This window comes from Argonema antarcticum A004/B2, from assembly GCF_023333585.1.
In the GTDB taxonomy this organism is placed as follows: Bacteria; Cyanobacteriota; Cyanobacteriia; order Cyanobacteriales; family Aerosakkonemataceae; genus Argonema; species Argonema antarcticum.
Genome location: NZ_JAIQZN010000036.1, coordinates 23,225 through 37,778, shown reverse-complemented (window position 1 = coordinate 37,778; position 14,554 = coordinate 23,225). Strand labels below are relative to the sequence as shown.

The 14,554-nt window shown below is 44.1% G+C and carries 13 protein-coding genes; 12 read left to right on the top strand and 1 reads right to left on the bottom strand.

The window, feature by feature from the left end:
* Positions 1–148 precede the first annotated feature (148 nt).
* The 10 genes from miaA (at position 149) to LAY57_RS16725 (ending at position 12,945) form a co-directional block, all read left to right on the top strand.
* Complete coding sequence (miaA, locus tag LAY57_RS16770) at positions 149–1,063, top strand: tRNA (adenosine(37)-N6)-dimethylallyltransferase MiaA (RefSeq protein WP_275994082.1); 915 nt, start codon at positions 149–151, stop codon at positions 1,061–1,063.
* A gap of 139 nt (positions 1,064–1,202) precedes the next feature.
* A complete protein-coding gene (locus tag LAY57_RS36260; protein WP_249067930.1) occupies positions 1,203–3,458 on the top strand; it encodes a tetratricopeptide repeat protein in 2,256 nt (751 codons plus the stop codon).
* Positions 3,459–3,727: 269 nt separating this feature from the next.
* Complete coding sequence (locus LAY57_RS16760; protein WP_249067929.1) at positions 3,728–4,432, top strand: carbonic anhydrase; 705 nt, start codon at positions 3,728–3,730, stop codon at positions 4,430–4,432.
* Positions 4,433–4,666: 234 nt separating this feature from the next.
* Complete coding sequence (locus tag LAY57_RS16755; protein WP_249067928.1) at positions 4,667–6,655, top strand: serine/threonine-protein kinase; 1,989 nt, start codon at positions 4,667–4,669, stop codon at positions 6,653–6,655.
* A gap of 138 nt (positions 6,656–6,793) precedes the next feature.
* A complete protein-coding gene (locus LAY57_RS16750) occupies positions 6,794–7,018 on the top strand; it encodes a hypothetical protein (RefSeq protein ID WP_249067927.1) in 225 nt (74 codons plus the stop codon).
* A 219-nt stretch (positions 7,019–7,237) separates the two neighbouring features.
* A complete protein-coding gene (glcD, locus tag LAY57_RS16745) occupies positions 7,238–8,710 on the top strand; it encodes a glycolate oxidase subunit GlcD (protein WP_249067926.1) in 1,473 nt (490 codons plus the stop codon).
* A gap of 41 nt (positions 8,711–8,751) precedes the next feature.
* Positions 8,752–9,411 (top strand): HD domain-containing protein, encoded by a 660-nt coding sequence (locus tag LAY57_RS16740; protein WP_249067925.1) that lies wholly within the window; start codon positions 8,752–8,754, stop codon positions 9,409–9,411.
* Between the two features lie 2 nt (positions 9,412–9,413).
* Positions 9,414–10,739 carry an FAD-binding oxidoreductase gene (locus LAY57_RS16735; protein ID WP_249067924.1) on the top strand — a complete coding sequence of 442 codons (1,326 nt, stop codon included), beginning with the start codon at positions 9,414–9,416 and terminating at the stop codon, positions 10,737–10,739.
* A 50-nt stretch (positions 10,740–10,789) separates the two neighbouring features.
* On the top strand, positions 10,790–12,136 hold the full coding sequence (locus LAY57_RS16730) for a (Fe-S)-binding protein (RefSeq protein WP_249067923.1): 1,347 nt from the start codon (positions 10,790–10,792) through the stop codon (positions 12,134–12,136).
* Between the two features lie 221 nt (positions 12,137–12,357).
* On the top strand, positions 12,358–12,945 hold the full coding sequence (locus LAY57_RS16725; protein ID WP_249067922.1) for a Uma2 family endonuclease: 588 nt from the start codon (positions 12,358–12,360) through the stop codon (positions 12,943–12,945).
* A gap of 54 nt (positions 12,946–12,999) precedes the next feature.
* Here LAY57_RS16725 and LAY57_RS16720 read toward each other — a convergent pair whose 3' ends face one another.
* On the bottom strand, positions 13,000–13,278 hold the full coding sequence (locus LAY57_RS16720; protein WP_249067921.1) for a hypothetical protein: 279 nt from the start codon (positions 13,276–13,278) through the stop codon (positions 13,000–13,002).
* 119 nt (positions 13,279–13,397) lie between these two features.
* Here LAY57_RS16720 and LAY57_RS16715 point away from each other — a divergent pair, with 119 nt between their 5' ends.
* Both LAY57_RS16715 and LAY57_RS16710 read left to right on the top strand, forming a co-directional pair.
* Entirely contained in the window at positions 13,398–14,015 is a 618-nt protein-coding gene (locus tag LAY57_RS16715) for a WG repeat-containing protein (protein ID WP_249067920.1), read from the top strand.
* Between the two features lie 148 nt (positions 14,016–14,163).
* Positions 14,164–14,370 carry a hypothetical protein gene (locus LAY57_RS16710; protein ID WP_249067919.1) on the top strand — a complete coding sequence of 69 codons (207 nt, stop codon included), beginning with the start codon at positions 14,164–14,166 and terminating at the stop codon, positions 14,368–14,370.
* Positions 14,371–14,554: the final 184 nt, after the last annotated feature.

Below are 14,554 nucleotides of genomic sequence, written 5' to 3'. Positions count from 1 at the left end.
AAAGGCGTTGAGCCGTGAAATGGCCCGAAAAGGAAAAAACACTCCAGAATTATAACACAAAAGGGTTGGAGGCGACTGTAGGGCAATTTTAAGGGAAGTTTATCTGGGTGATTAACCCATTACAGATTTTCGATTTAGGACGATCGCATTGAATACTACAAAACTGATTGCAATTTGTGGAGCTACGGCGACGGGTAAGTCGGGGCTGGCTTTGGAATTAGCGCAACGGCTGGGTTCTATAATTCTAAGTGCTGATTCCCGTCAGGTGTACCGCGAGTTTGATATTGGCACTGCTAAGCCTTCATCTGCCGAGCAACAGTTAGTGCCACACTATTTAATTGATCTCTGCGATCCTACGGAGACTTTGACTGTTGCTGACTACCAGCAGCAGGCTCAAACATCGATCGCTTCTCCCCCCCTGTCCCCCTCTCCCCCGACCCCACTCTTGTTAGTTGGCGGTACGGGTTTATACGTTCGATCGATCGTGCGGGGTATGAAAATTCCCAGGGTGGCACCGCAGAAGGAATTGCGATCGCAACTCGAATCCCTCGGTCAAACTCAACTTTACGCCTTCCTCCAACAAGTCGATCCTGCTGCTGCCCAAAAGATTCACCCCAATGACCCAGTGCGGACGTTACGAGCCTTAGAAGTATTTTACGTCACTGGCAAACCGATTTCTCAGCAACAGGGAGAAAATCCCCCGGATTATCCTATTTTACAAATTGGCTTAGATTGCGATTCCTCGCATCTAAACCAGCGCATCGAACAGCGTACCGAAAAAATGATAGCAGATGGTTTGGTGAAAGAGGTAGAAACTCTCTGCCAAAAATATGGTTCCGATTTACCTTTGTTGGATACACTGGGTTATGGAGAAATGAAACAATATTTAGCTGGAGAAATTTCGCTTGCCGAAGCCAAAGATTTAACTGTTTTACACACGCGGCAATTTGCCAAACGACAACGCACTTGGTTTAAGGCATATCCTGAAATTGAATGGTTTGATGTAGAACAGCCTGATTTGGTAGAAAAAGTCTGGCTACGAGTTCAAGAGTTTATAGGATAATGTCATAAAAACGAAGACTAACAAACAATAAAGTTAAGCTTGCTCAAAGAGGAATAATTGCCTAACGCGATCGCATCTGCTGGATACTGGTAAAATGATCTAATGCAAAATCCCGACATTACCATAAACAGAGAAAACCGTGAACACCCTATATCAACAAGCCTTAAACTTACACCATCAAGAAAAATTCGCAGCCGCCGAGTCAAAATACCGAGAGTATTTAAACGCTAACGGCGATAATGCAGAAGCTTGGCTAAACTTGGGCATACTTTATTATCAAACCGAAAATTATCAAGCTGCACAAACAGCTATTTCTAAATCTTTAAAGATTGATACTGTAAACGCACAGGCGTATTATGTACTCGGTTGTAGTTTAGAAAAATCCAATCAGATTCCCCAAGCTATATCAGCTTACCAAGACGCGATCGCACTTGACCCCAACTTACTCGACGCCTATAATAACTTAGGCAATATTATAGCACAGATAGGCCAAATAACCAAAGCTGAAACAGTTTACCGACAGGCAATTTCTGCCAATCCCGAACACTTCGGTAGTTACATCAATTTGGGAAATCTTTTAATGGGACAAAACCAGATTGAGCAAGCGATCGAACTATATCAGACAGCGCTTAAGTTCAATCCTGGCAATATCAATGTATTGAATAACCTGGAAGTTGCCTTAAATCTCCAAAAAAGTCCAGCTTATATCCTAGACTCTGCCAATAAATTATATCAACAGAGAAGATATGAAATTGCCATAGACAAATATCAGCATTTCCTAGAAAATTGTACTAAAAATCCAGAAGTTTATTTTTACCTCAGCGAATGTTTTAGAAATCTCAATCGAGCGGAAGAAGCTATCCGCACGCTGCAAGAAGGTATCCGCCTTTATCCTACAGCAGGTCAACTGCATTTTGCACTGATAACCTTCTTTCAGACAAGGGGAAAGAAGGAAGAAGCGATCGCAAGCGCTGCAACTGCATCGCGCCTCTTGCCAAACGATTATACTTTCCAAATTCTCGATAAATTAATGCTGCCTCTTGTCTACGATACTGAAGATGAAATCAGGTTTTATCGTCAGCGATACGAACAAGGACTGCAAGATTTAATTGAGCAGACATCTCTCGAAACCCCAGAAGATAAAAAAAATACTCTGGCGGGTTTAGTATGCGTCACAACCTTTTATTTAGGACATCAAGGACTAAACGTTTTAGAGTTGCAGCGAAGTTGGGGAAATTTAGTGCATCAAATTATGGCGGCTAACTACCCGAATTGGGTTCAGCCTTTGTCAATGGGAAGATTCCCCCTTAACAAGGGGGGATCGGGGGATCGAATTCGCGTCGGGTACGTCTCAAATTATCTGCACTCTTATAGCGGCACTTTATGGCTAGTTGGGTGGTTGCGTAACTGCGATAAACAAAACTTTGAAATTCACTGTTACTACACAGGTAACGAGCCAGATTATATCACGAAACAGTTTCAAGATTACAGTGATTTCTTTCATCATATTCCTGGAAATATGGAAGCAGTCTGCGAACAGATACTTACCGATAAACTAGATATTATTGTATTTCCAGAAATAGGCATGGATTCGCAAACAGTTAAAATGGCTGGGTTACGTCTTGCGCCAGTTCAATGCACTGCGTGGGGACATCCGGTTACTTCGGGAATACCAACGATCGACTACTTTTTATCCAGCGAGTTGATGGAACCGGAAAATGCAGAATCGCATTATTCTGAGACGCTGATTCGTTTACCTAATATTGGCGTTGCTTACCCGAAACCAGAAGATATTCCGGTGCTGACAAAGAATCGTGCAGATTTTGGATTGCGGGATGATTCTGTTCTATATTTATGTTGCCAAGCTCCTTTTAAATATTTGCCGCAATATGATTATATTTTGCCTGAGATTGCGCGTCGTGTGCCTCAAGCCAAGTTTATTTTTCTGCGGGGTGAGTTATTGAAAAAACGGCTATTTCGTGCCTTTGCTGCGGTGGGTTTGAACAGCGAAGATTACTGTGTATTTCTCACTATTCCGACTCGACCGGATTATCTGATGATTAATTTACTTTCAGATGTATTTTTGGATACTTTAAGTTGGTCGGGTGGGAATACAGCGCTAGAGGCGATCGCTTGCAATTTACCCATTGTTACCTGTCCGGGCAAATTTATGCGAGGTCGTCACGCTGATAGCTTTCTCAGAATGCTAGGAGTAACGGATACGATCGCTCAAACCGAAGCTGAATATATTGAGATTGCCATCAAATTGGGTTTAGATCCGGTTTGGCGACGCCAGATAGCAGAACGAATCAAAGCTCGTCAGGATTATGTTTATGACGACAAAGCTTGTGTCAAAGCACTGGAAGAATTTTATCGACAGGTTGTTCAGCAGTAGGTGGGCTATGTTTTGTCTGGCTTATGTATATATAGCATTTTAGCGATACTGCGATCGCCAAAGATTACGCTTTGCTCACATCTTGCACCACTGTCATCACCTTTGTTTATTGTCAATAAGTCAAGGGAAAATACTTAATTTTTCATTCAGAAACCAGGTTTATTAAGTATTATAGAGAAAAGTGCCAGATCTGAATTTGACTATTTCCCGCCGAATCAACTAGAGTAAGAAACTATATTCTTGTTTTTTAAAGGCCAGGGACTCTAACAATGCGAAAAATAACTAAAGGTGTCCATGAGTTTCAACGAAACTACTTCAAAAGCCACCGCGAGATGTTTCAAGCACTGTCTCGCGATCAGCAGCCCCGCATCCTCTTCATCACTTGCTCCGACTCCCGGATTAACCCCAATCTGCTTACACAAACTGAGCCTGGTGAACTCTTCATTATTCGCAATGCTGGGAACATCATTCCGCCTTATGGTGCAACAAATGGCGGTGAAGGTGCAACCATAGAGTATGCTATCCAGGCTTTTGGCATCAAGGATATTATTATCTGCGGTCATTCAGATTGTGGAGCGATGAAAGGACTGCTGAAACTGAACATTATTTCTGAAGAAATGCCTTTGCTTTATGATTGGTTAAAGTACGCGGAAGCAACTCGTCGTATCATCAAAGAAAACTACAAATATCTTGAAGGGGAGGCACTTTTAAATGCCACAATTGAAGAAAACGTTCTCACTCAAGTGGAAAATTTGCGAACCTACCCAGTGATTCGATCCAAACTCCACAAAGGCCAGATTAACCTCCACGCCTGGGTTTATATAATTGACACTGGAGAAGTTTTTGTTTACAGCGCGGAGCGATGCAGTATCCAAGCCGAACACGAGGCTAGTCAAATTTACGAAGTGCCGAAACAGAAAGCTGAGCCATCGCCCGATCTGAAGGAGAAGGGAACAGTTTCATTGCCAATTTAAAACTTTTAGCAGGCTGAGTCGGTATTTCAGAGCAGACAACGCAACCAAAGGCGCAAAATAAAAACAGGTTAATTGAGCAGGAAACCGGGTTTTATCCCTCCCCTGCTCTTTTCATTTCGATTTTACGGGAAGCAGAAAAATCGCCTCATAGAAAGTTGTTTTTTACAAATGTGTAGTTCTGTGGCAAAATCCATGTAACAATCTGTACCAGCACTGCTACAGGGCACGAACCTGATGCTTGGACAAACACTGCGTGAGCGCTACCAAATCATTCGTCTGCTGGGAAGCGGGGGTTTCGGTGCTACCTTCGTCGCTGAAGATCGAGACCTCCCTGGTAAACCCCAGTGCGTCGTTAAGCAACTTAAGTCGAAAGATATAGACCCACCGCTTTTGCAGACGGCGAGACGGTTGTTCGACACAGAAGCACAAGTTCTGTATCGCTTGGGGAAGCACGATCGCATCCCCCAGTTGCTTGCACACTTTGAGGAAAACCAAGAATTCTATTTGGTTCAGGAATTTATTGAAGGAGAAGATCTCAGCCAAGAACTCACCCCAGATAAACAACTCAGCGAAGCTGAGATTATTGTTTTTTTACAAGATATTTTGGAAGTATTGACGTTTGTCCACCAACAAAATGTTATTCACCGCGATATTAAACCCTCAAATTTAATCAGACGGCGATCGGATGGCAAATTCGTTTTAATTGACTTTGGAGCGGTCAAAGAAATCAGTACTTTAATAACTAACGCAAAGGGACAAACGAGTGGCACTATTCTCATTGGTTCGAGCGGCTATATGCCAAACGAACAACTGGGAGGAAAGCCGCGTTTTAACAGCGATATCTATGCTTTGGGGATGACAGCAATTCAAGCATTAACTGGTGTATCCCCAGACGAATTGAAGGAAGATCCAGAAACGGGCGAAATTAGCTGGCGCGAATCCGCACAGGTTAGCAAGCAGTTGGCCGCAATTTTAGACAAAATGGTGCGATCGCACTTCAGAGATCGCTACCAATCAGCACCGGAAGTACTCAACGATCTGCAAAAATTACAAATTACTATTGCTGGTTATACTCAACGCTTTTTTCTTCCAAGCTCCCATGAGCGCTCGCTTGTAAAGTATTCCCAACTTTTGCTCGTAGTGTTAACAGCAGTTGTTAGTGTGGGTATCTCAAAGTTATTTCAATTTACACCAACGGATAGTCAAAACTCTATAGCATCAGTTACCTCAACGCCTTTACCCCAAATACCGGAAGCCGTTGAATTGTTAAATCAAGGCAAAATATTGATAGAATTGCACCGTTACGAAGAAGCAGTGGGAATTTTAGAAAAAGCAATTCAAATCGACAAAAACCACTCGGAAGCTTGGGTGAAACGCGGCGAAGCATTGTCAAAATTACAGAAGTATGAAGAAGCACTGCGAGCCTATGATGAATCGCTCAAAATTAAGTCAGATTATTCACAAGCTTGGCACGATAGGAGTGTCGTTCTGGAAAAATTGAAACGCTACGAAGAAGCGCTAACATCCTTAGATAAAACTGTGGAAATCCAGCCAAACTATCCGAAAGCTTGGCACGATCGGGGGGTAGTGTTAAATCAATTACAGCGCTACCAAGAAGCTTTAAGTTCCCTAGATAAAGCTGTGGAAATTCAGCCTGATTATTCGGAAGCATGGTATAATAAAGGAATTGTGCTAAATAAATTACAAAGCTATAAAGAAGCACTTTCATCTTTGGAAAAAGCTGTAAAACTTCAGCCAGCTTATGCGGAAGCTTGGGTAGAACGCGGCTCGACGTTGGGGCAATTGCAAAAATATAATGATGCGATCGCATCTTTTGACAAAGCTTTGGCGATCGAGCCTGATTCTGCGGAAGCTTGGTCTGGAAGAGGTTACGTGCTGATAAAATTAAGCCGGTACGAAGAAGCGATCGCCTGTTTGGAAAAAGCAGTTAAAATAAAACAAGATTACGCCGAAGCTTGGTATAACCGAGGCGTTGTTCTAGATAAATTGAAAAAATACGATGTGGCGATCGCTTCCTATGATAAAGCCGCTCAAATTAAGCCAGATTACACAGAAGCTTGGTATCAGCGAGGTATAGTTTTAGAGAAAATGCAAAAGAACGACGATGCGATCGCAGCTTACAACAAAGCTATTGAAATCTGGCCTGCAAATAAAGAAGCAATAGAAAATAGAAAGCAACTGCTTACTAAATTGGGACGATAGCCACAAGGGTAAGGCGCATTACCCTTGTGGCTAACGCACCACTGTAGTTAACTCAAATCAAAACTGCTGTATATCCCATTTTGACCTGATTTTTTGCAACAATATTATTCAGAGCGATCGCAGGAGACTGACTACGCCATGACAGAAACAGCAGTAATTATCCCTAAAGCTGACATTGAAGCCTTGGAGGGAGCATACACCTTCAGAGGGCGAGAGGAAATATTACAGTTTATTGCCAAGTATCCCTTTCTCGTCCCAGTACTGCTGGAAGCACCCGACAAGGTTAAGCATTACTTTCCAGATTCCAGATATGCCATACGAGGTGCGGAGCAAAATGTTTATCACTTTGGAATACCCGCATGACTTTAGTCCTGACCCAGTGCGTAAATCAGTCGCAGAAAAGCTAACTCGGTTGCGAAGATTTCGCAGACAAGCAGATTATGTCGATTTTTTCCCAGGATTAGCTGGGATTACAATCACAGCTATAACGCTATCAGAGGAAGTAATATCCGAGTTACGCACCTTGTAAATTCCCCATTTCATCACAGCTTAAATATCCACCACTATTTTAGGAAACCACCCATGATTATCCAAGAAAAACAACAAATAAATTGGCAACCAATCATCAAACAATTTGAAGATGTAGTTGGTAAAAATGGTGTAGTTCAGCGCCGCGAAGAATTGCTGACCTATGAATGCGATGGACTGACCAGCTACCGACAGCGACCGGCGGTGGTGGTGCTGCCGCGAACGACGGAACAAGTGGCAGAAGCGGTCAAAATATGCGATCGCAATCAAATCCCCTGGGTCGCACGCGGTGCCGGAACAGGACTTTCTGGCGGTGCATTGCCAGTAGAAAATTGCGTCCTCATCGTCACCGCATTAATGAAAAAAATACTGGAAATAGACTTAGAAAATCAGCGAGTCGTAGTGCAACCAGGAGTGATTAATAACTGGGTAACCCAAGCCGTCAGCGGTGCAGGATTCTACTACGCACCCGACCCCTCTAGCCAAATTGTTTGCTCAATAGGTGGTAACGTTGCCGAAAATTCCGGCGGCGTCCATTGCCTCAAATATGGAGTCACCACAAACCACGTACTAGGATTAAAATTAGTCCTTCCCGACGGCTCAATTGTTGATGTCGGTAGCTCAGTTCCAGAAATGCCAGGTTACGATATCACAGGTTTGTTTGTCGGTTCTGAGGGAACCCTTGGCATCGCCACAGAAATCACCCTCAGAATTCTCAAAACCGCAGAATCAATTTGCGTTCTTTTGGCAGACTTTACTAACATAGAAGCTGCTGGTGCATCCGTCTCAGATATTATCGGTTCCGGCATTATTCCAGCTGGTATGGAAATAATGGATAACCTCAGCATTAACGCTGTCGAAGATGTCGTTGCAACCGGGTGTTATCCCCGCGATGCTGCTGCCATCTTGCTAGTAGAAGTAGATGGTTTAGAAGTAGAAGTCGCCGCTAATAAAAAGCGCATTGCCGAAATTTGCACCAAAAACGGCGCACGCAGTATCACCACAGCTAACGACTTAGAAACACGGTTAAAATTATGGAAAGGACGTAAAGCAGCATTCGCCGCCGCCGGTCACATGAGTCCCGATTATTACGTACAAGATGGCGTAATTCCGCGCACGCAGTTGTCTTTTGTGCTGCAAGAGATTGAAAATTTAAGTCAGAAATACGGATATCGCATCGCCAATGTATTTCATGCAGGCGATGGTAACTTGCACCCACTAATTCTTTACGATAACTCTGTTCCAGGGGCATTAGAAAAAGTAGAAGAATTAGGCGGAGACATTCTCAAACTCTGCGTAAAAGTCGGCGGCAGTCTTTCTGGAGAACATGGCATCGGTGCAGATAAAAAATGCTATATGCCAGAAATGTTTACCGAGATAGATTTAGAAACAATGCAATGGGTGCGGCAAGTTTTTAATCCTAAAGGTTTAGCAAATCCTGGGAAAATTTTCCCTACTCCTCGCACTTGTGGGGAAGCTGCCAATGCTCAAAGTGCAAAACAGTTTGAATCGGTAGAACGTTTTTAATTTAGAGATAGGCTGAGCATTCTGAGCGAGGTGATATAAAATTGGTAAAGCAGTCGCAGATCGCATTCTCAAGATGGCAGTCTTTACTGCAACCGTTTCGAGTTGCACCAATCGCTGCATATAAGTTATTCTTTGACTTGACAGCAGCCTATGCTAGCACGGATAGATTTTATCATAATCTGGCGCACATACAGCAAGTTTTAGATACAATAGACTTGATGCGATCGCAATCCCAAAATTTCGCCGCACTTGAATTTGCTGCTTGGTTTCACGATGTCATTTACGATCCCAAAGCTAAAGATAATGAAGAAAAAAGCGCTGCTTATGCAGCAGATGTTTTGACAAATATAGGAATTTCAGCAGAAACGATAGATAATGCTGTAAACTTAATATTAACAACGAAAACCCATCAAGCCATTGAAAACAGTATTGATAGCCAAATATTTTTGGATGCAGACTTATCCATATTAGGTGCGTTTGAGACAGAATATCGAAATTATGCAGTAGCAATACGTCAAGAATATTCCTGGCTTTCAGAGGGAGAATATCGATCGGGCCGTAAACAAGTCTTGCAGAATTTTTTGAAACGAGAAAGAATATATTTCACAGAGCAAATGTTTACCGCATTAGAAGAGAAGGCTAGACAGAATATTCAAGAAGAAATAAAATATTTATCGTCAGGAAACAGTAATAAAATATAATAGTGATTCAAGAAACGAAAGCGATCGCACAAACTCTCACCGACATCCTTGGCCCAGCAGCAGTCCGCGACTGGGAAAACATCGAAGTTTCTCAGCAAAAACACATATCTGAGACAGTATCATCCGGCACCACTTCTACCTGCATCGTCTATCCCAACACCCAGTCAGAACTCGCCCAAGTCATCGCCTGCGCCTACCAGCAGCGTTGGCGCGTCTTACCTTGCGGCAGCAGCAGCAAACTGAGTTGGGGTGGTGTAGCTAAAGGAGTCGATGTAGTAATTAGCACCTCACGCCTCAACCGCGTCATCGAACACGCAGTCGGCGATTTAACCATCACCGTCGAAGCAGGCGCGAAATTATCCGATATACAGGCAATTTTGGCTGCATCTGGACAATTTATCGCTCTCGATCCAAGTTATCCCCAAACAGCAACCATCGGCGGCATCGTAGCTACTGCTGACGCCGGTTCTCTGCGGCAACGATATGGCGGCGTGCGGGATATGTTGCTGGGAATTTCCTTTGTCCGTGCCGATGGTCAAATCGCCAAAGCCGGTGGGCGCGTGGTAAAAAATGTTGCCGGATACGACTTGATGAAACTATTCACTGGTTCGTTTGGCACCCTGGGCATGATCTCGCAAGCCACGTTTCGCGTTTATCCCCTGCCAGAAGCGTCACAGACAGTCGTGCTGATTGGTATCGGGGATGCCATCGCACTTGCCACCAAAACCCTTCTCGCCTCCGCCTTAACCCCCACAGCAGTCGATTTGCGATCGACGGCTGTGGTAACTAACCTGGGACTTGGTAAAGGCATGGGATTAATTACTCGCTTCCAAAACATCACAGAAAGTATCAAACAACAATCAACTAGACTTCTAGAAGTAGGGCAAACACTGGGTTTGCAATGCAGCAGCTATACCGGAAATGATGAGGCTGAATTATGGCAGAAGTTAGCAGAACAAATCTGGGCATCTGGTCAAGAACCCGAAATTATTTGCAAAATAGGAATGCTACCCACTGCTGCCGTCGCCACTCTCACTCTGTTGGATAACATTTCCCATCAGCAGGGAATTGGATTGATTCACGCCGGTAGTGGGTTAGGGTTATTGCGGTTTAATCCAGAAAATGCGCTGAATTGCGTTACAAAAATGCGATCGCACTGTCAATCTCACAGCGGTTTCCTCACTGTTCTTGAAGCACCAATTTCCTTCAAACAACAGCTGGATGTCTGGGGCTATTCCGGCAACGCCCTCGATTTAATGCGGCAAATCAAACAGCAATTTGACCCAGAAAATATTTTAAGCCCACATCGTTTTGTGGCAGGAATTTAGTTTAAACGAAACACGAATACGCAAAGGGCGCAAAGGAAGAAAGAGAGAAGATGCAAATTTCCGAAAAACCGGGCATAAATTCAGATAATTTAGGTGGGTTTGATGCTAATCATCCGCCCGACCCGAAACTCATTGATACTTGCGTTCACTGCGGATTTTGTCTTTCCACTTGTCCCAGTTATCGCGTAATTGGTAAAGAGATGGATTCGCCAAGAGGGCGGATTTATCTGATGGATGCTATCAATGAAGGTGAAGCACCTCTTGGTGAGGGAACGGTGCAGCATTTTGATAGTTGTTTGGGATGTCTCGCTTGTGTAACTACCTGTCCGTCGGGTGTACAATATGACAAGTTGATTGCCGCGACTCGTCCGCAGATAGAGAGAAATTATTCGCGCAGTTTGCCAGATAAACTGGTTAGGCAACTCATCTTTAACTTATTTCCCTATCCCAATCGGTTGCGGGTTTTGCTAGCGCCTTTGTTGATATATCAAAAGTTGGGATTTCCCAAATTTTTTCGCGCTACTGGATTACTTAAACAGATATCTCCCCGATTGGGGGCAATGGAATCTATTCTGCCAAATGTAACTCTAAAAGCGTTTCGAGATACTCTGCCAGAAGTTATTCCGGCTGAAGGTAAGAAACGCTATCGGGTTGGGGTAATTTTAGGTTGCGTACAACGTCTATTTTTCTCCAAAGTTAATGATGCAACTGTGCGCGTTTTAACAGCCAATGGTTGCGAAGTTGTGATTCCTAAATCTCAAGGTTGTTGTGCCGCATTGCCAGAACATCAAGGACAAAAAGAACAAGCACAAGCGCTTGCTAGGCAGATGATTGATAGTTTTGAAGGCACAGGAGTGGATTTTGTAATTATCAATGCTGCTGGTTGCGGTCATACTTTGAAAGAATATGCTCACATCTTAGAAGATGACCCGAATTATCGGGAAAAAGCAAAAGAATTTGCCGGAAAGGTAAAAGATGCTCAAGAGTTTTTGGCTTTGGTTGGATTGACGACAAAATTATCACCGCTGACTGATGGGGAACTGACTTTAGTTTATCAAGATGCCTGTCATTTGTTGCACGGACAAAAGATTAGCGTGCAACCGCGTCAGCTATTGCGGCAAATTCCGGGGGTGAAGTTGCGAGAACCAATTGATGCGGCTTTGTGTTGTGGTAGTGCTGGTGTTTACAATATGCTGCAACCGGAAGTAGCTGATGAATTGGGTCAGCAAAAGGTTGACAATTTGCTGAATACTGGTGCTGAGTTAATTGCTTCTGCCAATCCTGGTTGTACTTTGCAAATTAGCAAGCATTTGCAGTTGCAAGGTAAGGAAGTTCCGATTATGCACCCGATGGAGTTGTTGGATTATTCGATTCGAGGTGTGAAACTCTACGAGTAAAAGAAGGTGGGCAATGCCCACCCTACTAATATCGAATACCTAAATGTTTGCTACAGATTGTAGAGTAGGGGCGGGTTTGGGTACAGGCCAACTTTACGGGCGGGTTTAGCAGATAATCTGGTAGGGGCGGGTTTATCCAACATACGGGTTATAATCATAAAATTTTCCCAAAAAACCGCCCTTATACCATATAATGGAACAATATCCAATAGCAATTATTTATGGTACAAACACCGACAAAAACACTCACTCTAGAAGAGTTTCTGAAACTGCCAGAAACAAAACCAGCTAGCGAATACATCAACAATCAAATTATCCAAAAACCTATGCCACAGGGAAAGCACAGCAAATTACAGGGAAAGCTAGTCACTGTTATTAACGAAGTGGTGGAGGAGCGGCGAATTGCTATGGCTTTTCCAGAATTGCGCTGTACTTTTGGCGGACGTTCGATCGTGCCAGATGTGGCGGTGTTTGCTTGGGAAAGAATACCTGTCGATCATAATGGCGATGTGGCGAATGTTTTCGAGAGTTATCCAGATTGGACGATCGAAATTTTATCTCCTGACCAAAACCAAACTAAAGTAACCGGAAATATTTTGCACTGCCTCAAATACGGTAGCAAATTAGGCTGGTTACTCGATCCAGAACAAAAATCGGTGTTAGCTTATCCAGCCGGAAAGCAACCGGAATTTTTGGAGAAAGCTGAAGAGGTGCTACCCATGCCAGATTTTTTAGCAGAATTACGGTTAACGGTAGGAGATTTGTTTGGTTGGTTAAAACTGGGAGGCGATCGCACTCCTTCTCTCTGACAAAAAAATGCGTTGGCCTAGCCAGCATAAGGCATATCGCACCCGATCGCATCTTCACACGCAGGGAACCGATACATAAAACTGTGCTGGCCCATCTGAAGTAGCCCGAACCTTGCAATTTACCCCCAGACGATCGCTACACACCCCCGCAAATTCTCCCGCAGTTCTCAAGTCGCTAAACCAAACTTCCGCAACGCAACCCGAAAAAGAGCGATCGCTCGTCCTCCAGAGGCATTCAACCGCCTCAGCAGATAATGCAAATTGTCTGACAACTTCGTAAGAAAGTGCTTCTCTGCTCACTTCTGCCACCCCAAACCATATCTTTTTTAGCATATATAGCTAGGGACTAGGGGCTAGCTATACTATTGCTGAGCAACAGATAAAGCGATCGCATCTCAAAACTGGGCTACATTATATTCGGTAAACTGTGGGAGCGAGCTTACAAATCACAGATGAAACTAAAAGTCAACACATCCATTTCTCTTTTTCTCTGCCTTACCCTTTCAGGTTTGGTATCCTGTCGCCCGGTAGAGCAGACGCAGGCGTCAACTGGCTCACCGCCGCCAAAGCAAGATTTAACCCAACTGTTTGCCGTTAGACAGAATGGCAAGCTGGGCTATATCGACAAGACGGGAAAAGTAGTCATTTCGCCAAAATTTGATGAAGTTAGCGACTTTTCTGAAGGGCTGGCACGGGTAAAAATTGGCGATCGATACGGCTATATCGATCGGAGTGGCCAAATCGCGATCGAGCCCCAGTTTGATGATGCTGATGACTTTTCCGAAGGGCTTGCAGCGGTAGAGATTGACGAAAAGTTGGGCTATATCGACTCATCGGGTAAAATGGCGATCGCACCCCAATTTGATGATGCCGACGAATTCTCCGAAGGACTAGCAGAAGTAATGATTGGCGACAAGTGGGGCTACATCGACAAGGCAGGGGAAACAGTCATCTCGCCGCAGTTTAATGAGACTGAGAACTTCTCCGAAGGGCTTGCCGGGGTAAAAATTGGCGACAAATGGGGCTATATCGACAAAACCGGCAAGTTTGTTTGGAATCCCACAAAGTAATTTAAGAGGAGCTAGAGCGCCAGTCCAGTAGAATAAATTGACAAAAAAACAATCTGATGTGTGGGTAGGGGCGAACGCGCAAAGCGTGCCGGAGGCATTAGCATTCGGGGAGTAAGCGAACGCAATCTGCAACAATTTTTCTGCCCGAATGCAACGCCTGCGCCGTTGTCTGTATAAGCGATCGCACCATGTTGCTTTTGTCAACCTCTTTTACTGGACTGGCGCTCTAGGGGCTAGTGCAGGGAAAGCAGAAATAATCCATCAGTTATACTCTCCCACTGCCCCTTTCCCCTCCAAAAACCTCAACCAACAGACAGATAAGGAAATGTACAATAATCTACCCAAAGGTTATTAGTAACTAAGAGGAAGCTCAGTAAAGTTCAAAGGACAGCTTTGAATTTTATCCAATTAATATATAGCAACCGCCAAGGCCGTTACGAGGTTCTTAATTCCACCAAACCGTTCGGCTGAGCGTTCGACTGAGCGCTCACGCCGAAGCCTTGATTCTAGTCCCTTCTTCCCCTAGTCCCTAGCCCCTA